General features: G+C 53.7%; 22 protein-coding genes and 1 tRNA gene. 15 read left to right on the forward strand and 8 right to left on the reverse strand.

The window, feature by feature from the left end; genetic code table 11:
* Nucleotides 1-41: 41 nt before the first annotated feature.
* Both ACUZ9P_RS08775 and ACUZ9P_RS08780 read left to right on the forward strand, forming a co-directional pair.
* Nucleotides 42-500 (forward strand): helix-turn-helix transcriptional regulator, encoded by a 459-nt coding sequence (locus tag ACUZ9P_RS08775; RefSeq protein ID WP_449249412.1) that lies wholly within the window; start codon nt 42-44, stop codon nt 498-500.
* A gap of 293 nt (nt 501-793) precedes the next feature.
* Nucleotides 794-1,423, forward strand: coding sequence for a hypothetical protein (locus ACUZ9P_RS08780; RefSeq protein WP_449249413.1), 630 nt, complete (start codon nt 794-796; stop codon nt 1,421-1,423).
* A 30-nt stretch (nt 1,424-1,453) separates the two neighbouring features.
* On the opposite strand, the gene ACUZ9P_RS08785 is transcribed toward ACUZ9P_RS08780, so the two are convergent.
* The 5 genes from ACUZ9P_RS08785 to ACUZ9P_RS08805 all read right to left on the reverse strand — a co-directional run bounded on the left by ACUZ9P_RS08785 (nt 1,454) and on the right by ACUZ9P_RS08805 (nt 7,888).
* A complete protein-coding gene (locus tag ACUZ9P_RS08785) occupies nt 1,454-1,690 on the reverse strand; it encodes a hypothetical protein (protein WP_449249414.1) in 237 nt (78 codons plus the stop codon).
* A 155-nt stretch (nt 1,691-1,845) separates the two neighbouring features.
* Entirely contained in the window at nt 1,846-2,496 is a 651-nt protein-coding gene (locus ACUZ9P_RS08790) for a YagK/YfjJ domain-containing protein (protein ID WP_449249415.1), read from the reverse strand.
* Nucleotides 2,497-3,480: 984 nt separating this feature from the next.
* Nucleotides 3,481-5,661: an AAA family ATPase gene (locus ACUZ9P_RS08795; RefSeq protein WP_449249416.1), complete on the reverse strand. Its 2,181-nt coding sequence runs from the start codon at nt 5,659-5,661 to the stop codon at nt 3,481-3,483.
* A 172-nt stretch (nt 5,662-5,833) separates the two neighbouring features.
* Nucleotides 5,834-7,627: a DUF6538 domain-containing protein gene (locus ACUZ9P_RS08800; RefSeq protein WP_449249417.1), complete on the reverse strand. Its 1,794-nt coding sequence runs from the start codon at nt 7,625-7,627 to the stop codon at nt 5,834-5,836.
* A gap of 174 nt (nt 7,628-7,801) precedes the next feature.
* Nucleotides 7,802-7,888, reverse strand: a tRNA-Leu gene (locus ACUZ9P_RS08805).
* 8 nt (nt 7,889-7,896) lie between these two features.
* Here ACUZ9P_RS08805 and ACUZ9P_RS08810 point away from each other — a divergent pair.
* From ACUZ9P_RS08810 to ACUZ9P_RS08870, 13 genes are all read left to right on the forward strand, one after another.
* The gene (locus tag ACUZ9P_RS08810; RefSeq protein WP_449249418.1) at nt 7,897-8,403 is read left to right on the forward strand and encodes a hypothetical protein; all 507 of its coding nucleotides are present in this window, start codon (nt 7,897-7,899) and stop codon (nt 8,401-8,403) included.
* Nucleotides 8,384-9,178: a flagellar basal-body rod protein FlgF gene (gene flgF, locus ACUZ9P_RS08815; RefSeq protein WP_298996765.1), complete on the forward strand. Its 795-nt coding sequence runs from the start codon at nt 8,384-8,386 to the stop codon at nt 9,176-9,178. The genes ACUZ9P_RS08810 and flgF overlap by 20 nt, the downstream gene beginning before the upstream one ends.
* 59 nt (nt 9,179-9,237) lie before the next feature.
* Nucleotides 9,238-10,023, forward strand: a complete 786-nt coding sequence (gene flgG / locus ACUZ9P_RS08820; protein ID WP_298996772.1) for a flagellar basal-body rod protein FlgG — start codon at nt 9,238-9,240, stop codon at nt 10,021-10,023.
* A gap of 145 nt (nt 10,024-10,168) precedes the next feature.
* Nucleotides 10,169-11,398, forward strand: coding sequence for a flagellar basal body P-ring formation chaperone FlgA (gene flgA / locus ACUZ9P_RS08825; RefSeq protein ID WP_449249419.1), 1,230 nt, complete (start codon nt 10,169-10,171; stop codon nt 11,396-11,398).
* A 27-nt stretch (nt 11,399-11,425) separates the two neighbouring features.
* Nucleotides 11,426-12,145, forward strand: a complete 720-nt coding sequence (locus tag ACUZ9P_RS08830; protein ID WP_449249420.1) for a flagellar basal body L-ring protein FlgH — start codon at nt 11,426-11,428, stop codon at nt 12,143-12,145.
* A gap of 902 nt (nt 12,146-13,047) precedes the next feature.
* The gene (locus ACUZ9P_RS08835; protein WP_449249421.1) at nt 13,048-13,839 is read left to right on the forward strand and encodes an HpcH/HpaI aldolase family protein; all 792 of its coding nucleotides are present in this window, start codon (nt 13,048-13,050) and stop codon (nt 13,837-13,839) included.
* Nucleotides 13,840-13,841: 2 nt separating this feature from the next.
* Nucleotides 13,842-14,756, forward strand: coding sequence for an NAD-dependent epimerase/dehydratase family protein (locus tag ACUZ9P_RS08840; RefSeq protein WP_449249422.1), 915 nt, complete (start codon nt 13,842-13,844; stop codon nt 14,754-14,756).
* Nucleotides 14,757-14,858: 102 nt separating this feature from the next.
* Nucleotides 14,859-15,629, forward strand: coding sequence for a 3-deoxy-manno-octulosonate cytidylyltransferase (locus ACUZ9P_RS08845; RefSeq protein WP_215647079.1), 771 nt, complete (start codon nt 14,859-14,861; stop codon nt 15,627-15,629).
* Nucleotides 15,630-16,421: an acyltransferase gene (locus ACUZ9P_RS08850; protein ID WP_449249423.1), complete on the forward strand. Its 792-nt coding sequence runs from the start codon at nt 15,630-15,632 to the stop codon at nt 16,419-16,421.
* Nucleotides 16,422-16,500: 79 nt separating this feature from the next.
* Nucleotides 16,501-17,136 carry an HAD family hydrolase gene (locus ACUZ9P_RS08855; protein WP_449249424.1) on the forward strand — a complete coding sequence of 212 codons (636 nt, stop codon included), beginning with the start codon at nt 16,501-16,503 and terminating at the stop codon, nt 17,134-17,136.
* 89 nt (nt 17,137-17,225) lie between these two features.
* The gene (locus ACUZ9P_RS08860; RefSeq protein WP_449249425.1) at nt 17,226-18,221 is read left to right on the forward strand and encodes a hypothetical protein; all 996 of its coding nucleotides are present in this window, start codon (nt 17,226-17,228) and stop codon (nt 18,219-18,221) included.
* Between the two features lie 142 nt (nt 18,222-18,363).
* A complete protein-coding gene (locus ACUZ9P_RS08865) occupies nt 18,364-18,783 on the forward strand; it encodes a hypothetical protein (RefSeq protein ID WP_298996805.1) in 420 nt (139 codons plus the stop codon).
* A gap of 348 nt (nt 18,784-19,131) precedes the next feature.
* Nucleotides 19,132-20,883, forward strand: coding sequence for a methyl-accepting chemotaxis protein (locus ACUZ9P_RS08870; protein WP_449249426.1), 1,752 nt, complete (start codon nt 19,132-19,134; stop codon nt 20,881-20,883).
* A 102-nt stretch (nt 20,884-20,985) separates the two neighbouring features.
* Here the strand turns inward: ACUZ9P_RS08870 and truA are convergent, their stop codons facing one another.
* The 3 genes from truA to fliJ are packed head-to-tail and all read right to left on the reverse strand — an operon-like array spanning nt 20,986 to nt 23,466.
* The gene (gene truA, locus ACUZ9P_RS08875) at nt 20,986-21,768 is read right to left on the reverse strand and encodes a tRNA pseudouridine(38-40) synthase TruA (protein ID WP_449249427.1); all 783 of its coding nucleotides are present in this window, start codon (nt 21,766-21,768) and stop codon (nt 20,986-20,988) included.
* Nucleotides 21,768-23,072, reverse strand: coding sequence for a hypothetical protein (locus tag ACUZ9P_RS08880; protein ID WP_449249428.1), 1,305 nt, complete (start codon nt 23,070-23,072; stop codon nt 21,768-21,770). Before ACUZ9P_RS08880 ends, truA begins: the two co-directional genes overlap by 1 nt.
* Complete coding sequence (fliJ, locus tag ACUZ9P_RS08885; protein ID WP_298996813.1) at nt 23,029-23,466, reverse strand: flagellar export protein FliJ; 438 nt, start codon at nt 23,464-23,466, stop codon at nt 23,029-23,031. The genes ACUZ9P_RS08880 and fliJ overlap by 44 nt, the downstream gene beginning before the upstream one ends.
* Nucleotides 23,467-23,473: the final 7 nt, after the last annotated feature.

Genomic DNA, 23,473 nt, shown 5'->3' on the forward strand with positions numbered 1-23,473 from the left:
GGGAGCGCCAACAGCGAGAGATATCGCAGTGGACGGTATCCATGCGTCTGCAGTACCACACGCGTAACATTCAACGTATTGAGGATGGCTCGCGCCAGCCTGGTGTGCTGCTCGCGCTACGCATGGTGGTCGCAGTAGGTGCGGATCCGGGGGATTTTTTTGAAACTCTTTTTGAAGAATCCGTCGGCGAAGCGCTCGATGGGGCGGCAGGAGCGCCACCCCAAAGGTTGAGCGTGACTTACCAGCCACTGGGGGCTGTTGAGGGACTGAAGAGCATATTTGGTCCGTTACTGGCTCAGGCACGGTTGGCCGTCGGCATGTCGCAGACCGCCATGGCAAAAAGCGCGGGTTATAACCTGCGCAATGTCAATGCGGTGGAAAAGGGGCAGCAAGAGCCTGGCGTGATGTCTGCTCTTGCCCTAGTGGCGGCAACGGGGGTCGATATCCGCGAGTTTTTTGATCAGCTGCATCAGGTCTCAGCCGCGCTCCCCAAGGAGTAATTGCGGCGGGCCGTGGAGATATGGTCAACTGGGTGTTCCTGTGCTAGTGGCAGGACATGGCAGACACAAAAGGATGCACAAGTAAAACCAGCAGAAAATACGCAGGTACGTGGCTGTGCTGTGTTCTGGGTGTTGCTCTGTGCTTTTTATCTGCCTGCGCTTCCTCGCCTCGGCAAAAAGCCAGTGCTCTTGCGCAAGAGCAGGGATTTTCCGAGCGCCTCTTCTCAACGAAGCTGTTTACTTTGTACGGCTTGCTTCGCCCCGGCTTATCGTCTCACTCAAAAATTTTGCGCGTGTATATTGAAGGCGACGGACACGCCTGGGAGTCTCGCACCCGGCCATCAACAGACCCCACGCCGCGCAATCCTGTTGCCCTGCGCCTGGCTATGGCTGATCCGGGGGCGGACACGGTGCTTTATCTGGCGCGACCATGCCAATATGTTCAGGGCGACGACAAACGGCAGTGCTCAAAGCGCTACTGGACGTCAGCGCGGCTTGGGCCAGAGGTGATGAAAAGCCTTGATGCGGCCATTACCTTAGCCAAGGCAGCATGCGGGGCAGAGCAGATCATTCTGGTCGGATTTTCTGGCGGTGGCGGGGCTGCGGCGCTTCTGGCTGCCATGAGGCAGGATGTGGTCTTTCTGGGAACCGTTGCGGGCAATCTTGATATTGATGCCTGGGCAGACCTGCAGGGCGTGAGCCAGCTTGCAGAATCTTTGAACCCTAAGTCGATGGCTCCATCGCTGCAGCACTTGCCCCAGCGACATTTAAGCAGCCGCACGGATGCGACCATGCCCCCGGAACTCAGCGAGGGGTTCTGCCGGGCAGTGAACCAGCCAGAAAGTTGCGTTGTCATTTCAGGCGTGCCCCATGGCGGGCCGTGGCAGAATTACTGGAGTTATGATTATACAGGCCAAAAATGAAAATGCGAAGCCCATTCGTTTGAGTAGGGTTTACACTAAGGCAAGTCCATAGGTGCAGCAATGGGTCTCATCCGCACTGTAGTTCGCATCGTTGCTCTTGATTGTTTCAATAAGGCCATCTGCCTCTACCTCAGACAGGTCAGCAAAGTCTTTGCCGAAATGCATTGATGATAAAACTTCTGCGTCAACGCCAAACTGTACAGCCAGGCTGAACACGTAGGATAACATTTGAGGGGATGCTTTGTGTTGTTTGTTAGGGCTGATCATTGTCGAATCCTTTCCGTATGTGCATTGAGATTGTTCAGCAGAGGGGTATAACTGTAGGGCGATACCTCTCTAGTGACTATTGCAGCGTATATGTTTTCAGTTTGATTCGCAGATAGGCAATGAACGATTCACGTGTAAGTCGTCAACGTTTATGCTTAACTGAAGCTATCTGCACGATCCCGGACACAGATTGCACGACGAGAATCAGGACGTGAGATGTTTGCTTTGCGTGTCTTGCCGAAATCACGAACACCATCGTTGTAGATCCCCTTGGTGTGGTCTTTAGCCAAGTACATGGCCTGCCGGACAACGGTATCAATCTTGTCTTCGTAGTTGGGGTCATCACTGCGGAGAATGATGCCATTGGCTTGTTTGTTGCCTTCAGGGGATCTATTGCAATAATGAATCAATCCGTGAGGGGGCACATTGAGTATCCTTCCCCATATTTCTTCCGCTGCTTCAATGTAGGGATAGTATCTGCAAGTCTTGTTGCCATCGAGCAAAAGCAAGCAGTGATAGTGTTGGTTATTGCTTCTAAGGGATTGCTCTCTCACCCAAAAATACGCTGGGGATACCCCTTTACGCGAACACTGTTGAATCAACAACTTCATGAGAGCTGATATGTCGCTATTATCTTCGACGGCATTAAACCCTTTTGGATAGGTTGCATCAAATCGAATAACCATTGTTTTGCTGTGTGACGTTGTGTACTCCAGAAGGAGTGTTGATAGCTTGTCATGTATATTTGGTCTATACAGGCTATTGTCGTCATCATGCATCATAGATCTAAAGTTTATGTTGTTCATTTGAATCTCCTATCTGTATTTCATTTTGTTCACTGTTTGTGTTTGCATATCTATATCGTTCTCATGTTTGTATTTCTATCTATGCCACTTGTTGTGGCATAGTTGTAATACTTATAGTTCTTATATAAGTACTACAATCATACCTTCGTTGTTATCGCAGAGAATCTGGCCGGTTAAGCTAAAAATCTCAAGTAATCCAAGCGAAATCTGATATGTGGGTTTGAGGGAATTAGCTTTCACATATCATTAGGTATTGAGTAACGTTGATTAGCTGGAGACATGCATCTAGATGGCTTTAGACGACATTCCACTGTTGTAGCTGTTATCACAGGCGTAATGGTAAGTGAGTATGCGTATATAGAAACTAAAAGTGTCTCAATCGAAAGAGCGCTGAGTATCGCTGACATTGTGCAGATATATTCGGTGATCAGCGGAATGGGCGGTCGGTATGTGTCATTGCCTTTGCTGTTGCCCTAAGTATTTATGGCGTCAGCGGTGGGGTAACCCGGGTTAGGCGGAGGTATTTGGGGCATTGGCCTCAGGGGACCTATTGCGTAACAGGGCGCGAAAAGGTACCTGCCCTCCATGAAAGGCATGGGTAGACGGTATCATCAATCGTAATCAAAAGACGTTTGATGGTTTGTCTGAGATTTCTCTTGTTTTTATAATGCTTCTCCTTCTTAGCTATGGTTGGTAGGTTGGCAGATTCAAGTGATCCATCCGCTAGGAGCAGCCCCCCTTAAGGGGGGGCTGCTCCTAGCGGATGGATCAGAGTATGTCTGCCAACTTGCCCATTCAAAGAAAGAAGGAGCCGAACAGCACTGAATAAATTCAGGTAAGAAATGAGACATGCATAGGAGGGACTCTTCTGGTTGGCCTTGCGAGCATGGCACGCCTCGAAAAAACGGCTACCACTGAGCATCCGTTTGCCGCAAATGGGATAGTCCGCTCTCATTCAGGCGCGCAGGATTGATGAGCACCTTGTTATGTATCTCCTTTGTCTGGCGTAGCCTCACCGGATGAGGCTATTTTATTTCTGCCCTGTGCAGGTGCATTTGTCCAAAACTCAAGCTGGCCACCCTCGCGCAGTTGCTTTATGCGAGCCGAAAGAACGCTACGCCCAAGGTGCAACTGCACCATCAGCTCTTTGACGATATCGCCCTGTGCCTTGTTAGGGTGTTCTGCAATATAATTGATGATGGCTTGATCGGTATCCGGCTTGTTGGGGGCAGATATGTTGTCATCCGAATTTTTCATGCCTTCGTCCTCTCCAGGCGGAAGGGCTGCGGCAGGAGATGCTATTGCTGCTTTGTCAGTGGGCTGGAAGGTCATCCCACCGGATTCCATTTTCATGCGATATTCGACCCAGCAATTGGGACTAGATTCAAAGTTGCGATTTTTTGTTGCTGTGGCCTCAATCTTATCATTTTTCTTTTTAAGTAGCAGAACAGCATCTACAGTCATCTCTTTTCCTATAGTTCCAAATGCTGTATCCCCTTTCTTGCCTCGATGATCAAATATGATTCCAGTTTTTTCGTGCTTTCTGCACCAATCATAGAACTTATTGAGTGCTGTCGTGTTGGACAGTTCGTTTGACATGCTCGAAGGGAAAATTTTGAACATGCTGTCTATAATGATAATCTCTGCATTTTCAAGATCGGGCAGCAAATCACTCCAGCCAGTATCTATATCGAGCCGCAGATCTTTCTTCTCCGCTACCGATGAACGAACCATAATTTCTTCTGCGGCTTCCTCAGACAATCCAAGTCCCGTGGTCATTAAGCGAGCACGTTCTTTCAGGCTGCTTGGGTACATCTCACCATCGATCAGCAGTACGCGGTATTTACGTGAAGGACATACGCGTCCATCAAGCGCCTTATGCCCATTTGCGAAGCACAGGGCTAATAGCAGCGCAAACATGCTTTTCCCTTCGCCGCGCCATGCAAATATAGTCATCTGGTCGCCAAAGTGCAGCAAGTCTTCCATGATCAATTCTGGCTTGTTTTCGCTGCTTTGCAATTCCGACAACGGTTTCGCACCCTGCAGAATCTCCACTTTAAATTCGTCGCGGCAATGTTTTGCGAATTCAGAAAGACTGGGAAGGTTGCCCGGGATCACAATAGGATAAATGTCATGGGCAAGTATAATACGGTCGCTTCTGTTATGCTGCTTTTTTAAACGTTTCATAAGGCGAGGAGTCAGCCCTTGATCTTGTAGGACTGTGTATACCTTAAATGCCTCATGACACCCTTCAGCAGAATTGTCCGGGAAAATAAATGGTACCATTTTCCCAATGGATGACCAATCGCTCATTTCAACCGAACTGTATGTCGTCACAGAAAGTGCTTCTGGTAGCCAAGCGTGATACTGTTTAATAGTTTCACATGTCGCCTCATTTGCACATACGAGGACATACTTCTTCTTATCATGACTTCGTTTCAGATCATGTAAATCATACAAAAGACAATTATTTGGAGGATAAAGTAGATCAAAAACAATATTACCATAAGAATTTTTAGTAGGCTGCCAGGCAGATATGGGAAGTTTGACAGGATATCTTGAATCGCCATAGAAATACACAATGCCAAATGCTATGTTTCCATTCTCGGTATAGTACCAATAGGGTTTAGACTGCTGGAATCCAAAATCTATCTGCACATTTTTGATGGTCTGTTCCGCATCCTGCCGGTCCCTGCTCGACATCAATCTATAGCTGTGACAAGCTTTCCGATTTAATAGATAACGATCTTTTGGGGTCAAAATCATCCCTATGTCCTGGAGGATATTGAAGCAAACATTTTGGTGAAGCCATCCTCGCTCCATTTGAAAAAGCGGCCCAAGGTAAAATCCACCCAATGTTGGGTGTTGCTCGGCGTCCAGGATGGATTGCTTGTCGTTGCTACTTCCGTGTAGACAGCTAGCACGGTGATTCCTTTGAGTAGAATACGCACCACAGCTATCAGGATGCAAAGAAATAGTCGTCCCACTTGACAAAACAATGTCATTGCCTTCATGTTTTGCATTGGGATCGATAAGCTTTGCTAGGCTCATTACAAGAGCTTGGTCTGTTTGAACTTTGCGCCAAAACAAGTCTTGTATAAGTTTATCTTCTAAAGAGCCATGCAGGCTCCATGCTTGGTGGCCGAATGCCCGCAAGTAAGACATGCTCTCCTCCACTAAAAGTAATACTGAAATAGATATTGTTATGATGACAGCATTGCACTAAATGGCATTGTCATGGTCTGCTTACAGTGCTGATGATAGGCACGGTGTTTTTTTCTACTATCAAGGTGAAACTGTAGCGAGAGATGAAGCATTTGTAACATCTCAGTTATATTCATTGCAATTTTTGCTTGCCAGATAAGCATATTTCAATACCATACTCAAGCTTCTCAATCACTTCTGAGTTGAGGGTTGCTGGAGAGAACTTTTCCCCATACTGCTTTGCGGCAAGCATGGGCAATTCATGCCCGAAGACCTGCCGAAAATAGTCGTTTTGCAAGCCACGTTGCTTGAAAAAGTCAGCAAAGGTATGCCGGAGTGAATGGAATGTTTTGCCCGAAGCTTCGCCAAGCGTTGCAGTCACAACGGCCTTGAACTGCTTGCCAGGCTGTTTGCCAAACTTGACCGCGCCTTCCGATTTCTTCAGCTCAGGGAATAGCCTGATATGCTTATTCTTGGCAATTTCAGTATGATAGTCTAACAGGCCCATCTGTATAAGGTCTGAATGGATGGGGACAATTCTGCGTGCATTTTTGTTCTTCAGCAGTTTTGGCCTGCCAAGTTCATCAAGGCCGTTGCTGTTGATATCAATGACCCAGATTCCCTTTGTCTGGCTTTCATAGATGTCGGCACAGTGAAGCTGAGCGACTTCTTCGAGGCGCATGCCAGTGAAAAGGGCAATCAGAGGGATCCAGTAATAAGAGGGGGATTTGAATTCCTTTCTCGCGAATTTGGGATGCGCAAAGATTTTTGTGAGCTCGTCGGCAGAGAACGCCTGACGCAGTTCAATAGCCTGGCGGCTGTCCTTGATCTGAAGATGGGTCGCCGGGTTGGCGTCCAATAGCCCCTCGCGCACATACCACGCAAGCATGCTTCCAACAGCTTCCACAAGAATGTTGACGGTTGTGACGCTCAACGTATCTTGAACTTTCAGGTCGAGCAGATCCTGTATGCTTTTATCCCTGAATGCCTTAATTCGTGAGCGGTTAGGTGGGAGCTTTCTCAACGTTTCGCGAAAATTCCGCATATCCAACCGGGTAATTTCCTTGATGGGCTTGTCGCCAATAATGGTCAGAAATTCTTCCAGGCGTCCCCGGTGGTCCCTCACGCTGTGCTCACGCCATTCACCGTCCTGAAGTTTCTGGCCGATGTACCGTTCCATGGCTTCAGAATAAAGGATTCCTCCCGTCTGCTGCTGGTGAACGTGCGTAGGCACCTCCAGCAAAGCAGGTGGCTCCTGTGCTGTGCATGAGATATCACAAGGCAACTTGCCAAAATCGCGCCCCATAACTTCTTCTTCCATCAAGAAATCGCCTTTGGTGCGGGCAATGTCGATGCGATGCCTGGTGATCTGCATCTCTTTATATGCTTTCACTATTTGCAGATAGTTTTCCCCAGCAAGCTCACTTCGTGTGAAAGCACCGGAACGAAGCAAGTCAACAATGCATTCTGGTGCAATCTGTTCAAGCAGTTGTGGTGAATTACAGTGCAGGAGTAGTTTGATTTGAGACGTTCTGAGCTGGTCGTATGTGATGTTGAGCTTCCCCACAGAGATGTTTTTACGCTCTGAAAGATCTGCGTGATCCTGTTCCAGCAAGCGCTGGAGCAGGATATTCATGCGACGGCGTATTTCCTTATAGTCCAGCATAAACCCCTCAAGAATCATATTGCCAATTTCTGCGGACAGCATGCGGGCGCGAAATCGCGCAATCCTCAGGTAGGACGTTTGCAGGCTTACGCGCAGTTCGGCCCGCCCAAGTGATTTTCGCAGGTTGGCGGGGAAGGCATATCGAAAATAGTAGATTTTCCTTTTGCAATAAAGATACGCAGGTGCTGACTTTTTGTCATCATCCTGGTTGTTGGCGACGGCAGGCACAAGGCTGGAAAGGGCAGGAAGAGGAAGGGGCATGGGGTTATCTCCTGGCAACGGCAAAACGGGCTTGCGCCCAATTTTGTCGTGCCTTTGACCCCGCGCTTTGACCCCATAAGCTCCCAAGGGCGGGTTTTGGTCTGGTGCCTATGCTGGGCACAAGCCAAAAAAAAGAGTCGTTACAGGCTGTTGCTTGTAACGACTCTTAAAAGATGGTGCCGAAGGGGAGACTCGAACTCCCACTCCCTTGCGAGAACTAGACCCTGAACCTAGCGTGTCTACCAATTCCACCACTTCGGCGCGAAGATGTGTTTACGCCAACAGGGGGTGGCTGGCAAGCATTTTTTTTGATTTCGGCAAAAAAAGTTTATTGCGGCAAGTACGATAGGCTCAAGTTTCTTCCAATGTTGGCTCCTGGGGCCGAATTTTCGGCTTGTCAGGGATGGCGCGTGCAAATGCCGTTTTTATCTCCGACAGGGGCTGCCTGTGGTCGCGGCAATTCAGCCGCCGTGGCGGGGTCGTTTCGGGTAGACTCTTTTATCAATAATATGGGGGGCAACCTCAGAATCGTCTGGTCAGCGCTTGGGCACCAAGCTTGCATCCACGGGCTGATAGCTCTGCTTGCCGCAGCCTGTGTCTTCTGTGCCTTTTCGGGGCTTCGCGAGCAAGCAGGGAATATTTCTAAATGTACGGGTATTGGCCCGCATATTGCAAAAGCTCTGGCAAGGGCCATCAGGCCCGAGGTAGACGGCGGCGCTTCATTTTCAGTGCTGCTGCCAACACAAGGAGCTGCTTATGCAAGCAGGCATGTTTAGCGGACTTTTTGCCGCATTGACCACGGAACACCGCATGAATTTCATCGCCAATAATTTGGCGAACGTGAACACGCGTGGCTATAAACGTGAGACAGTGGCGTTCAAAGATACCATGCCGACCTTTGCCTTTGACGAGATTCGGGAGCCGATTTTGAACCTCAAATCTACGCCCCTGTTTCCCGAACCGATGAATGCCGCAAGGGTTCGCTTATCTGTGGCGAACACTGATTTTTCGCAAGGTTCCATGCAATATACCGGCAACAACCTTGATGTTGCCATTAATGGAGAGAATGCCTTTTTCAGGGTCACTACGCCGACGGGGCAGTACCTCACGCGCAACGGGGCTTTTGTGCTCAACGGCGATGGCGTCCTCATGACGCCGCAGGGCTACACCGTGCAAGGCGCTGGTGGTGTTATCAACGTTCCGGCTGGTACGCGCCATTTGCAGATCAGCGGCGATGGTCAAATACTTGCCGATGGCAACGTTATTGACCAGTTGGCCCTGGTCAGCGTGAACAACCCGCAGAATCTTGAAAAAATGGGCGGCAACCTCTTTCGCCCGCGCGATGGTGTTCAGGTTGTTGAAGGCAATGCCTACGACAATGGCGCGCGTGTCGAGCAGGGCTTTACGGAAGCCGCCAACGTGGAAGTCGTGTCCGAAATGGTCAACATGATCGAAGTGCAGCGCCAGTTTGAAGCCTACCAAAAGGTCATGCAGACCTCAGACACGCTGGATCGCGCTGCCAACGAAAAAGTGGGCCGCCGCCAGGGTTAACCGGCGATGGTTTAGCAGCAACCGGCAGCCGCGCTGGTTATGTATAAGGAGAAATTCCCATGATGCGATCGCTTTGGACAGGCGCCACCGGCATGGTGGCCCAACAGCTCAATATCGACGTGATTTCCAACAACCTGGCCAACGTCAACACCACGGGCTTTAAAAAGAGCAGGGCCGAGTTTGAAGATCTCATGTACCAGAGCATGCGCATGGCCGGCGCCATCACCGAGGGTGACAACCGCCTGCCTGTAGGTATTCAGGTCGGTATGGGCGCTCGTCCCACTGCTGTGCACAAGTTTTTTACGCAGGGCGATTTTCAGAATACCGGCAACACTCTGGACGTAGCCATTGAAGGCGACGGCTTTTTCCAGGTGGATGTAAACGGCGAACTCATGTACACGCGCGCCGGTTCCTTCAAGCTCAATCAGGATGGCACCGTGGTCACCGCCAACGGCTATATTCTGCAACCGCAGTTTGCCGTGCCCGCGCAAACCAAGACCATTTCCATTTCATCCTCCGGCCACATGGCGGCTCTGGATGCGCAGGGGCAGGAACTGGCCGGGGCCGAATTGCCGCTCTACACCTTTATCAATCCAGCGGGTCTTGATGCCCGTGGACGCAACCTCTACACGCCCACTCAGGCTTCGGGTGATGCCACAGAAGGCGTGCCCGGCACAGACAATGTGGGTACCCTGGCTCAGGGTTTTCTGGAAATGTCCAACGTGGAAGTTGTGGACGAAATGGTGAACATGATTGTGGGTCAGCGTGCCTATGAAGTGAACTCAAAGTCCATCCAGACATCAGACTCCATGCTGGGCATCGCTGTGCAGCTCAAGCGCAGCTAGGGCCGATTATTGTTGACATTGTTTGTCTGTTTTGCGCTGATTTTGAAAAAATCTGCGCCACGAAAGGTTTGCTGGGCACTGGCAGCAATGCTGCGTCGCCGTCATGCAGGTATTTGAGCGTGAAAAGACATTAGGGGTATGCGTCATGCGGTTTTTGCAGGTCATATGGGCAATGCGGGATGGTCAGGTGCTGCCTTTGCGCGCGCTTCTGGCTGCGGCTCTGGTGTGCTGCCTGTGGGCTACGGCTTCCGTGGCGGCTCCGCAGGGCGGCGTTCCCAGCGCCACCTGGCAGGATAATGACCGCAACCATCGTCGCTCGCCCAATCAGATAGTCACCCAGTTGCGCACTCCCCAGGCTCAGGCAGGGCAAATGCCCCTTGCGGATGATGCGCAGGATCAGCGGGCCGCCAAGGCGCGCAACCAGCTTGCCGCAGGCGAAGCCCCCGTGGTGCAGAATGGCCAGTTGAACATGCTTGGCCCTGACGACTGGCGGCTCAAAATTCTTTCAGCAGCGGTCACCAATTCAGATATGGTTTTGCTGGGTGATATCGCTGTCCCGCTGGGGCAGATGGGGCAGGATACCTGGGCGCAACTGCGCGTGCAGCAACTTTGGCCTGCGCCCCCGGAAGAAGGAAAACCCTTGCAGATCAGCCATTCTCGTCTTTCTCAGGCTTTGCGGCAGGCCTTGGGCAAGGATGTTGCCGGGCGTTGCATTTTGCCATCTTCGCTGGTGATTCAGCGCGGGGGGCTGGTGTTTCATGAGGAAGACCTGCGTTCCTATGTGGTCAAAAGTCTGACGCCGCAGCTGTCCGCCATGCCGGGGCAGGTGGAGTTGAGCGACTTCCGGCTGCCGGATTACATTTTTTTGGCCCATGCGCAGCAGCGGGTGCAGCTTGAACCGGGCAAACTGTCGCCCGGCCGAGTGCCCTTGCGCTTTGCTGTGCAGGAAGTGGACGGCAATGTGCTTCGGCGCATTTCCGGCACGGTCAACCTCACGCTCTGGATAACGGCTCCGGCGGCATCGCGCCCCATGAACAAAGGGGAAGCCCTGGCGGCAGAGTCCGTCACCTTTATGAAGGTCAACGCCAGCCAGTTGCGTGATCTGCCGTGGGATGGGCGCGGCGGCCCCTGGCAGGTGAACCGCGCGCTGAACACCGGCGAGCCAATTTTACAAAGCGACCTTGTGAGCCAGCTGATGGTGAGACGCGGCGATGTGGTCAACCTCATCTATATAAAGGGCAACCTGCGCATAGCCACGCAGGCCCAGGCCCTGGCCGACGGCGAGCCGGGGGCCACCATTGCGGTACGGAATCTGCAAACCAAAAAACAGGTATACGCCATTGTCAAAGATGGCAGCACCGTGGAAATCCACTAGCGTTTAAAGGTGGAAGGAGAGGAGCATATGCAGGCACGATACATAATACCCGTTCTGGCGCTGAGCTACCTGTTCTGCGTCGCCTGCGGCGGCAGCCCAACCCGGCGACCTGCACTGCATCCGCCGGTAACACCGCCACAGGAATATCGGCAGGAGGCCAATTCGGCCAACAATCCGGGGTCGATTTTTGCCGCCAGCGAAACAGATACCCTTTTTGAAGACAGCCGCGCCCGGCGCGTTGGTGATATTGTTGTGGTCAAACTGGTGGAAAATACCAAGGCCCAGAACAAGGCGGAAACCACAGCCAACAAGAAAGGCTCCAACGATTACGAGGTTTCCGCCATGTTCAACAAGGATCACGCAGGCTTCATTCCCTTTGTCGCTGTGGGGCCGCAACCAGCGGTGGGCCTGCCCATCCTGAATACGGGGTCTGCCAGCGGTCTGACGGCCACGGGCAAGACCAAGCGTGAGAACTACGTGACCACCTCGCTGGCCACGCGTGTGCTCCGGGTGTTGCCGGGCGGCCTGATGGAGATTGAGGGCGCGCGCGAAATCCGCGTCAACGAAGAAACAGAATACATGGTTGTGCGCGGCATGATCCGCTCCAAAGACGTCGGCGCCGACAACAGCGTTCTTTCCACCCAGATTGCGGACGCAAGCATTGAATATTACGGCAAGGGCGTGCTGGCCGACAAGCAGAAGCCCGGCTGGTTCACACGGCTTATGGATAACGTCTGGCCCTTCTAGACGCTTCATCCACCGTATGGGATGATACCTGCACACCCCGTCAGCGCTGCATGCGTTGGCGGGGTGTTTGCGTGAAGTAGCCAGAAAAACGGCAAATCAGCTCTTAGTTCCTGATTACAAAGGCATAAAAAAATATAGAAAAATAGTCGTTATTTTTTACTATTATATTTAAATAGTTATCTGAGGGGATAAAAAGAAATACGCAAAAAATATGTGAAAAATTGCGCAGCTCCTTGACCTAAGGATTCTTCCATTCTATGTTGATCGCAGTTCATTGAGCCCGTAGGCTGAAGAGCAGGGGCTTTGCGCCGAAGCCTTTTGTTTGTTTTGTCTGTGCCCCGCGAGGGTTTTGTGGGCAAAATAAAAAAGCTCCTGAATCTTGCGATCCAGGAGCCCCGGCGGAGAGTGGATTCAAACACCCGTCTGGCAAGCCAGTTTCGGAGTGTCCATATACAAGTGTCAGCGTCATAAGGCGTTGACGTTCTTGTTGGTTTTTCCAGCCTCCTCCTGCGAACCAGACTGTTCTGCCGCAGTCTGGTTCCTATCCAAGCCCCTCCGTTACCCACGGGGGGCTTTTTTATTAGCATGCTCATGCTAAAACGCCAAGCCCTGTCTTTTCTCTATTTCTTCTTTGATAAAAAAGTAACAATTTCATTCTCATAACTGTCAGATCATCAAAAGTGCCGTGTTGCTGTCGCGTCCCTGGCGCAAACTGGCTTTGGCCGGGCAGCAAAGGGGCAGATACTGTTGCATTGGATTCAACGTGCGCCGAGTTTGCGCATGGCTGGTTTGAATTTCCACTGGCGGCGGGCTCTCTGTCCGTATTGCGCACGGTGGGCGCAGGGCGTATAGTAGAGAACGTTTATCGTAATCTTCAACCCTGCGGCGGCATGCCGCTTGATATGACTGTACATGAAATTCGCGCTCGGCTGGCGGCAGACAAGGCCACAGTCGGCACATGGCTGCAATTGCCCTCTCCTGATGTGGCCGAGCTTATGGCCCGCGCCGGTTATGACTGGGTTGCTGTTGATATGGAACATGGCTCTTTTGGCCGCACCGGGCTGCCGGACGTTTTCCGCGCCATCGAATGCGGCGGCGCGGCTCCTTTCGCGCGTCTTGGCGAGGCCAGCAAAACCCAGATCAAGGCTGCGCTTGAGGCCGGGGCTCAGGGGCTTATCTTCCCCATGATTGAAAGCCGCGCACAGCTTGACCGGGCCATTGATCTTTCTGTGTACCCCGGGCAGGACACCTGGCGCGCCGCGGGTGAAACCGCGCCTGAATATCGCGGGGTAGGCTACTGCCGGGCCAACGTTTTTGGCAAAAATTTTGACGAGTACCGCGCCAGTCGCGCGCCCGAAATATTTTTGGTGGCCCAGATCGAGCACATCCGCGCGGTGGAAAATCTGGAGGCCATTCTGGCGCATCCCCGTCTGGACGCCATCATGGTCGGCCCCTACGATCTCTCCGGCTCCATGGGGCTTACGGGTCAGTTTGACCACCCGGACTTCAAAGCTGCCATGGCGCGGATTGCCCAAGGTTGCGCCAAGGCAGGCGCGCGCATGGGCCTGCACATTGTGCAGCCTGACCCTGCGGAGCTTGAGCGGCAGATTGCCGCTGGCAGCCGTTTTATCGCGTATGGCATTGATTCGGTCTTTTTGTGGCGGGCGGCTGAACGCCCCAATTCGGGAGAATAACTGTGAATATTACCGTCTTTGGCGGGTCCGGCTTTCTGGGCTCGCATATCTGCGACAAGCTTTCTGAAGCCGGGCATGCGGTCACCATTGTTGACCTGCATCCCTCGCCCTTTCTGCGGCCCGACCAGACCATGCTTGCAGGCAATATTCTGGATGAAGAAACCGTCAACCGCGCCGTAGCCGGTGCGGATATGGTCTTCAACTACGCTGGCATTGCCGACATCGGCGAAGCCAACAACCGCCCGGTGGACACGGCGCGCATCAACGTGCTGGGCAACGTCATGGTGCTTGAGGCCTGCCGTAAAGCTGGCGTAAAGCGCTATGTTTTTGCCAGTTCCCTGTACGTGTACGGCAAGTCCGGCGGCTTTTACCGTTGCAGCAAGCAGGCCTGCGAACTGTATATCGAAAACTATCAGGCCATGCACGACCTGCCGTACACCATACTGCGTTATGGCTCGCTGTACGGCCCGCGTTCCGACCGCCGCAACGCCATCAACAGGTTTGTTTACGAGGCTCTTGCCAACGGCGCCATCACATACTACGGCGCGCCCACGGCCCTGCGCGAATACGTGCACGTGGACGATGCCTCGGCAGCCACCCTGGCCGTGCTTGATCCGGAATTTGAGAACCAGAATATCATCATCTCTGGCAACCAGCCCATGCGCGTAAGCGATCTGTTCAAAATGATCGGGGAAATGCTCGGCAAGGAACTGACCATCAATTATCTGAATGATCCCAACAGCGGGCATTACCAGGTCACGCCTTATGCCTTTATGCCCAAGGTGGGCCGTAAGCTGGTGCCGCCGCTGACTGTTGATCTGGGGCAGGGCATCCTGCGCGTGATGGAAGAGGAACACAAGGAGCTGCACCCCGAGCTGGAGTCTGAGGGCGGATACCTCGTATCCACTGACGACTAGACCTGGGAACGGCAGTTGCCGCAAGGGCATGCGCCCGTTTGCGGCATGATTGGATGCAGTTTTTTACGCACACAAATTATTGAGGCCACAAGGAGCCGTCAGATGAACATCATTGCCATCATTCCCGCGCGTATGGGTTCCAGCCGTTACCCCGGCAAACCGCTTGCCCTTATCCACAACGTTCCCATGGTGGGGCATGTGGCCTTTCGCACGGCCATGAGCAAGTGCCTTTCCGCCACCTATGTGGCCACCTGCGACGAGATCATTGAAAATTACTGCAAGGACGCAGGGCTCAAGAGCGTCATGACGGGCGACCATCACGTGCGCTGCTCCACGCGTACCGCAGAAGCCCTGTTGAAGATCGAAGCCGCCACCGGTCAGAAGGCCGACATCGTGGTTATGGTGCAGGGCGATGAACCCATGGTGCGCCCCGAAATGATCGATGCCGCCGTGGCCCCCATGCTGGCAGATCCCTCCATCAACGTGGTCAACCTGATGGCCGATATGGACACCCTTGAGGAATTTGAAGATCCCAACGAAGTCAAGGTCGTTGTGGACCATTGCAACAACGCGCTCTATTTTTCGCGCGAGCCCATTCCTTCGCGTAAAAAAGGTTCGGACAAGGTGCCCATGCGCAAGCAGGTCTGCATCATTCCCTTCCGCCGCGACTATCTGCTGCACTTCAACGAAATGCCCGAAAGCCCGCTGGAAATTTATGAATCCGTGGACATGATGCGCATTCTCGAACACGGCGAAAAGGTGCACATGGTGCCCACCGACTGCCGCTCGTGGAGCGTGGACACCCCTGAAGATCTGGCCCGCGTGGCCCGCCTCATGGAAGGTGATGATCTTATGAAGGAATACCGCAAGTAAATGGCGGGCGAGCTTAATTCCACCCCTGCACAAGGGGACAAGGCCGCTGACGGTTCAAAAAGCGCAAGCGCCGTGGGGGCACAAACCCACGGCGCTGCCGCCGAAACCTCGGTGTCGGCAGGGCCGTCTGCTCAACCTGAAGCCCAGCCCGGAGTAAAGGCCGCACCGCCAAAGCCGCATGCAGGGCCAGGGCTGTTCAGCCGGGTGTCGGCGGCGTTTGAAGAACTGTGGGTGGCCGCTTTTGCCTGGATTCCCACGCCTGTGGGCCTTGCCTTGCGCCTGTTTGCCTGGCGGTGGCTTTTCAAAAGCTGCGGCTCGGCGCGTTTTGGCACGGGCTTGAGCCTTGCGGGCTGCCGCAACATGCGCATTGGCAACGGTGTGCGCATGGGGCGCGGCTGTTTTGTTACCGCCTCTGACGGCGACCTGGTGCTGCACGACTGCGTGGCCCTTTCCCCCAATGTGCACGTGGGGGCGGACGCGGGCCGCATAGAGATAGGCGCGCAAACCGCCGTGGGGCCTGGCACGGTTATCCGTGCGGCCAACCACTGCATCGCGCGTCAGGATGTGCCGATCATGCACCAGGGGCATGTTCCCGGGCAGATTATTATTGAAGAAGACGTGTGGATCGGCGCCAACTGCGTCATTACGCCAGATGTGCGCATTGGCCGCGGGGCTGTGGTGGGCGCTGGCGCGGTGGTCACGCGCAATGTGGCCCCCTTCAGCATTGTAGGCGGTGTTCCGGCCAAGCTTATCGGCATGCGCGGGCAAGGCGGTCAGAAGCACTGGGATTAACGAGAGCCTTTCATGCTGAAATGCTCTGGCAAGATGGGGCCATGCCGCCCCGGACTCGAACAGCTTTTCAAGGAATATTATGTCACTGCAATGCCTTGTTTTTGACTGCGATGGCGTCATTCTTGACAGCGTGCCCGTGAAAACGCGGGCCTTTGGCCGTCTGATGGAACCGTTTGGCCCCGAGGCGCGCGACCGCTTTTTGATGTACCACAAGGTGCACGGCGGCGTGAGCCGTTACAAGAAGTTTGAGTGGTTTTATGAAGACGTGTTGGGAAAGACCATAACCCCCGAGGAATCAGAGGAACTTGGTAACCGCTTTGCCGAATATGTGCTGGACGAACTGCGCCGCTGCGAGCTGATACCCGGCATTCAGGAAACTCTTGATTCCTGGCGCGGCAAGCTGCCCATGTTTGTCTGCTCCGGCGCGCCGCACGAAGAAGTGCTGGCTGTGTTGCGCGAGCGCAAGCTGGATGGCTATTTTGACGCCATCCACGGCTCTCCGCCAGCCAAGGCCGTGCTGCTGGCCCAGATTGTGAACAGGCAGAAGCTTGACCCCGCCGATGCGCTCATGGTGGGCGACGCCCCCACAGACAGGGACGCAGCCGAAACTGTGGGTACGCTGTTTTACGGTGTGGGGCCGGAGCTGAAGGGCGGCTCGTTCCCCTGGGGCGAAGACCTCACGGACCTGAGCGCCTGGATAGCTGCCCGCGCCTAGGTATCCTGCCTGCTGGCAGCTTTACAACTACTTGTAACCACTACAGAACGTCCTGCCTTACAACGCGGGACGTTCGCTCATATACGCCAATGAAAAAATTCGTTCTTGCTTTGCTGCTGACCCTGAGTGTGGCCTTGCTTGTGACCGCCTGCGATTCCGGCAAAAAGGAAGAAGGCGCAAACGGCAAGCCCGTTGCCGAATCCTCCCACAGCGCGCCAAAGGCGGAAACTGCGGTTCAGGCACAAGCTGTGGAAGAAGCAACCCCGCCTCCCAGCCCTGAAGAACTGGACAGGGCAGACCGGCTGGTGGCTTTTTCCAACGCTGCCTCGATGGCTCTGGCAACCGGGCGCTATGCCCAGGCCGATGTGCTGGCGGCCTACACCAAGTATTATCTGGCAGAGTGGCAACTGGCCAAACGCCCTGAGCTGAATACGGATCAGGATGCCGCCCTTGCCCGCCGCCTGACGCCTCCGGTCAGCCTTTTTACTCCTGAGCAGACCAAAAAAATGGCTGCCTGCGTGCAGGACATGAATAAAGCCATCGTAGACATGCGGGCTGACTATCGCCTGCTCGAAAAGTACGTGGCCGACGAAAGCATTCAGGATAACGGCGTCAAGGGCAAGGCCCTTGCTGCAGAAATACTCAAGGGCCATGCCTCCTTTATTGTTGCCCGCGATGCCTATATGGCGATTGTGGAGGGCGAGGCTGCCCCGGCAGAAGATGTCTTGCTGCACAACCATCCGCTTAAACGGCAAATTCAGGCTGCGGAACGCATTTTTGCCGTGTTTGGCAAAACTGCAACCCTGCTTGCACCCGGCAAGCCGGACAGAGAGGCGCTGAAGGCCCAGCGTGACGAGCTTGCCGCAGCCATTGCAGAAGGCGGGCGGCCTCCTTTTATGGCAGCGCCGGAACTGGAGCGTCAGTACCGTGCTTTTCTCAAGCAGGCTGGCAGCTACGCGCAGCTTTTTGACCAGGGGCTTGAAGAAGAGTTTTACGTTCCAGTGCGGTTTGAAATGAACAAGGCCGCTCTGGCAAGCCGGGCCGCCTACAATGATTTTGTCAAGGTTGCCAATCAGATGCGCTGACGAGTCAATGTTCTGACTGCGCGCATTGATTGTTTTGTAACATGCTGTAATTTAATGGTTAGGTTTATTTGGCAAGGCCTTTGCAGATTGAATGTAAACGGGTGTCAATTACCCGAACATCCATCTGATCTGGAGGTTCAGCATGTTTTTTTTGCTGGGAGGCCACGATAAAAAAAGCCGCAAGGCCGAGAGAACTGTGGGCATTTCTGACGCAAGCGCCAGAGTGCGTGAGGTTTTTCTGGCCGGGCGCTTTCCTGTGGTGACAACACATCAGGTGGAGGGGCGACGCATTGCCAAGGTGCTTGGCCTTGTCTGTTGCCGGGGGTTTGACTCGGACGAAGCCTTTTTTGGCATGGCGGCAAGGGCCATGAACAAGGGCGCACAGGCTATTGTGGGCTATAATGAAAACGTGGCCTTTCATCCCGATGGCAGCAAGTATTTTTCCTGCTTCGGCACTGCCGTGATGTTTGAGTATGACCCTGCCGACCCGGAAGCATTGCCACTCATGCTGCAACAGAAGTTCAAGGCGCAGGAACAATCCGGCCTCAGCGAAATCATCTGATCAGGCTGGTTCTTATATATGCCAAAGCCCCTGTTCAATCTGAACAGGGGCTTTGCATTTGTAACAGATGAAATATTGAATGCTATTTAAGGGTGTCAGTTCAATTTTCTGATAGTGGGCGTGAGTACTGTACTACAAGTTTTACGATTATTTTTATGTATAGTGTAATGGTATGTTTTTGTATCATGCTGTTAATAATAGATAAAAAATATAGTTTGAAATTATATAAAGTATTGATAAATGTAAACGATAAGTATGATGAAGGTTTGAGTCGTCTATAAAGAGTATATTCTTATACTTTGAATGGATAAACACTGTAAATTTGCAACAGTTTTTTAGGGGCATATTATGAGGCTTTCGATAAAACTTGTGTTTCTTGCAGTATTGTTGACGGCATTTTCAATAATTATTGGATTTGTTTCTGTTGTTGGAATGTCTTCTATAAATAAAGATGTTAAGGACATTTCTGAAAACTGGCTTCCAACAATCAAGTCTGTTGGTGAGATTAACAGTATGGTGAATGAATACAGGCGCAATGAGCTGGTTCACATTCTTACAACAGATGAATCGGTGATGCGGCAGTATGAAAACAAGATACAGAATTTGACCGGCAGTATTAATGAAAAAGTTAAAGAATATGAAAAATTAATCTCTGAGCCTGAGGAAAAAATAGCATTCCCCAAGTTCCTTGCGGCATGGAAGGGCTATTTGGAAAATCACGCGAAGGTTGAGTTTCTGTCCAAAAGCAACAAAACCGAAGATGCTGTCAAGCTGGTGCTTGGCCCGGCTAGGGTGCAGTATGTTGAGGCCCTTGATCAGCTAAAAGTTATTATTGATATCAATAACAAAGGAAGCAAGACTTCCGCTGCTGACGCGGAAGCTGCATACGAACGGGGGAAGTTGCTTACGATCTCGTTGATAATCGCGGTCATGCTCGCTGCTACAGCAATTTCCATTTTGATTATCAGGGGTGTAACAAAGCAGCTCGGCGAGGATCCCGGTTATTTGCATCATGTGGCCTCGGAGATAGCCGCCGGTCAACTTGATCTGGCATTCAAACCGTATTCCGGCGATGGCGGCGTTTACGGTGTGCTCATAAAAATGGTTGGCAACCTCAAAGCCAAAATTGCAGAAGCAGACAGCAAATCGCAGCAGGCCGAGCAGCAGGCAAAAGCCGCGCAGGAAGCAACCGTTCTTGCCGAGGAGGCAACCCGCCGGGCAGAACGGGCCAAGGCGGAAGGCATGCTCCAGGCCGCGCAGCAGCTTGAAGGGATCGTACAGATCGTGTCGTCCGCGTCAGAAGCTCTTTCTGAACAGATTGCGCAGTCCAGCCGTGGGGCTGACGAGCAGTCGGGCCGTGTGCGTGAAACCGCAACGGCCATGGAAGAAATGAACGCCACTGTGCTGGAAGTTGCCAGAAATGCCCAGCAGGCTGCGGATGTTTCGCATCAGACCCGGGAACAGGCCGTGGAAGGCTCGCAGATACTCGACGATGCAGTTAAGGGCATTGAATCCGTCCACACGCAGTCCATTGCCATCAAGGAAGATATGGATGCTCTGGGCAAGCAGGCAGAGAGCATTGGCCAAATTATGGGTGTCATTGCCGACATAGCAGACCAGACCAACCTGTTGGCGCTGAACGCCGCCATTGAGGCCGCTCGTGCGGGCGATGCGGGCAGAGGTTTTGCCGTCGTTGCGGATGAAGTGCGCAAACTGGCGGAAAAAACCATGTCAGCCACGCAGGAAGTGGGTCAGGCCATTACGGGCATTCAGGCTGGCACCCGCAAGAATATCCAGAATGTTGAGCAGGTTGCCGTTACTATTGAAGGTGCAACCAATATGTCTGTACGTTCCGGTGAATCGCTCAAGAAGATTCTTGAGCTGGTCCATCTGGTCAACGATCAGGTTCAGTCCATTGCGACTGCCAGCGAGCAGCAATCCGCCGCCAGCGAGGAGATCAACCAGTCTGTCGAGCAGGTAGCGACAATTTCTGCGGAAACGGCTCAAGCTATGGAGCAGGCTTCCGGTGCGGTTGCAGACCTGACGCAACAGGCTCAGTCACTCCAGCGGCTTATAGAAAAAATGAAGAATCAGTCTTAGCAAACGCTGATTGATAAAAGGAAAAGGCCGTTCAGAGATGGACGGCCTTTTCCTTTTATGGGCTTTTTGCTTGTACCAGCAGGGGCACAATAATCTGTGCGGCTATCGGGCCTCGGGATACACCACGTTCACCAGAGCCAGCCCTTGAGGCGGCGCGGTGACGGAGGGCACATCCCTGCGGTCGCGTGTGGCAAGCAGGGCGGGAATATTCTTTGGCAATACCTTGCCCTGGCCGCAGGCAGCCAGCAGCCCCGCCATATTGCGCACCATCTGTTTGAGAAAGCCATCGGCAGTCACAATAAAGCGCAGCATGGGAGCGTGCGGCGGATAGAATTCGCAGGGGGGCATGGTGTGCAGCTCGGCTTGCAGCACCGTGCGCTCTGTGCTTTCCACATCCGTGCCCACATTGCGCAGCGCGGCAAAGTCGTGCAGGCCCGTCAGGTGGGGCAGGGCGGCGCGCATGGCTTCTATGTTCAGTGGGCCGCATTTCCACACAAAGGGCGTCAGCTGTGGCGGCATAAAGGTCTGTTCCAGCCAGAACTGATAGGCGTAGGTTTTACGCAGGGCATCCTTGCGCGCGTGAAAGTCCGGCGCGGCCTGCGTGGCCTCCAGCACACGGATATCGCGGGGCAATACCGCATTGAGGCTGCGCCGCCAGTCCATGTTGGCGCGTGCATCGGGCACATCGCAGTGCACAACCTGCCCGTGGGCATGTACGCCGGAATCGGTGCGGCCCGAGCCTTGGGCGCGTATGTTCTGCCCTGTGATGGTGCGCAGGGCCTTTTCCATTTCGCCCTGAACTGTGGGCGGCGGGCTCGGCTTTTCCTGTATCTGCCAGCCGCTGTAGCAGGTGCCCACATAGGCGATCAGAAGCTTGAGGCGCATTAATCAGGTATCCTCATGCGGGTGATAAGCTCCGTAAGCTTGGCTGTCTTGGCCGGAGAAACGTAGGTGAGGATTTCGCCTGACTGCTTGGGCGACATGCCGGAAAGAATGCGGATGGCCACACGTTCGTCCATGCTTTCCAGAGCCTTGGCCGCAGCCTTGGGTTTCATCATGGAATAGGTGAGCACCAGTCGGTGAACTTTTTCGTTTTCAATGCCCTTGGCCTCGCGGATCATGTCCTGCATTTTCTTTTCAGTTTCCTGAATGTCCTTGAGGCGCTGATCCATCTGCTGGCGCAGCACAAGAATATCCTGCTGCTGGCGCGCCAGTTCCTGAGCCTTGGTATTGGGGTCGTTGGAATACGCGCCTTGCGGCTGCTGCACAGTGGGGACGGGCAGCGTGCCCGAGCTTTGCCCCTGCGGCAAGGGGGGCAAAAAGCCGTCGTTGTTGCCTGCCGCGCCGCGCGGCGGCAAAGGTGCGCCGTCCGTGCCCTGACCGCGCGGAATGTTTGCCGGGATGGGCGGTGCGCCGGGTATGGTCAGCGGGGCCGTCTGCTCCGCAGGAGCAAAGGGCGATTGCCCGCCAGTGGGCGTCTGGGGAACAGGCATGTCCAGCGCTGCCGCGTGCGCGGCCTGCACGCTGCCAAGGCCGGGGATGGGCAGATTGCTCAGGCCCAGGGCGTCCAGCCATTCGGATTCGCTGGCGCGGTTGGGGCTGGCAGAAACAATCAGGCTACCGGAGGGGGCGGATGTGCCCGGTTCCGCCTGTGGGGCAGGCAGGGCCTGCGGTTCGGGAAAACTTGGAGAAAATGTCTGGCCGGGAGCCTTGGAAGCCGCCGCAGTTTCAGGTGCGCCGCCTGAGGTCGCTGTACGGATAAGCGGGGCGGGCAGGGCGGCATCGGTCACGCTGGTGGTTTGATCTGCATGGGGTTTGACCGCTGCGGCCATGCGGGCGGCGGCAGAACCTTGCGGGTCGCTCTGGCTCTTTTCAGTTTTGTCCTTGATGTTGTCTACTACGGAATCAAGGGCCGAACCCATGGACGAAAGTGTAGAGCTGACGCTTTGCGCCAGACCAGAGGGGGCCGCATCAGCAACAGGAGCCACGGTTTCAGTCCGCTCCTGTCCATTGCGCGGCTCGTTCACGGCTACCGTGGCATCCTTGGGCGATCCGCCAAGCCAGGAGGGCACGGGCACATCCAGCAGCAACAGGCCGAGGATGGTAAGCTTCATAAAGCAGAGCACCGCCAGCCAGCGGAATAGCTTAGAGAGCCGGAGCTTTGTAGCGGAGTGTGGCTGTTTCGTCATTGACGCGTTGCTCCTTCAGTTGTTCCTCACGAATATACTGCTGGTTTTGGCGCTCCTTGAGCTTTTCCAGCAGTTTTCTTTCAATGGCGCGCGCGGCCAGCAGTTTGCGGGCTTCGTCAACAAGCTGTTCGTGCATGCGGGCCTGCAAGGCTGCATTTGCTACATCGCCGCGCAATCCTTTTACATATTGTTCCAGCAGCCAGCGTTCCGCCTGCGGCACAAGGGCTGATTCAAACAAGCGGTCTTCGGTTTGGCGCAGTTCAGCCTTCAGGCGTTCAAAAAGTGCGCGCGCTTCTTCCAGGAGTTTTTGCTTGTTGGCCAGATCAACCTTGGCTTCTTCTTCAAGCTGTTCCCGGTAGTCGAGTATTTTCTGTAACTTGAAACGAAAAGGCACGCCGCAC

It is taken from the genome of Desulfovibrio intestinivivus, from assembly GCF_053570665.1.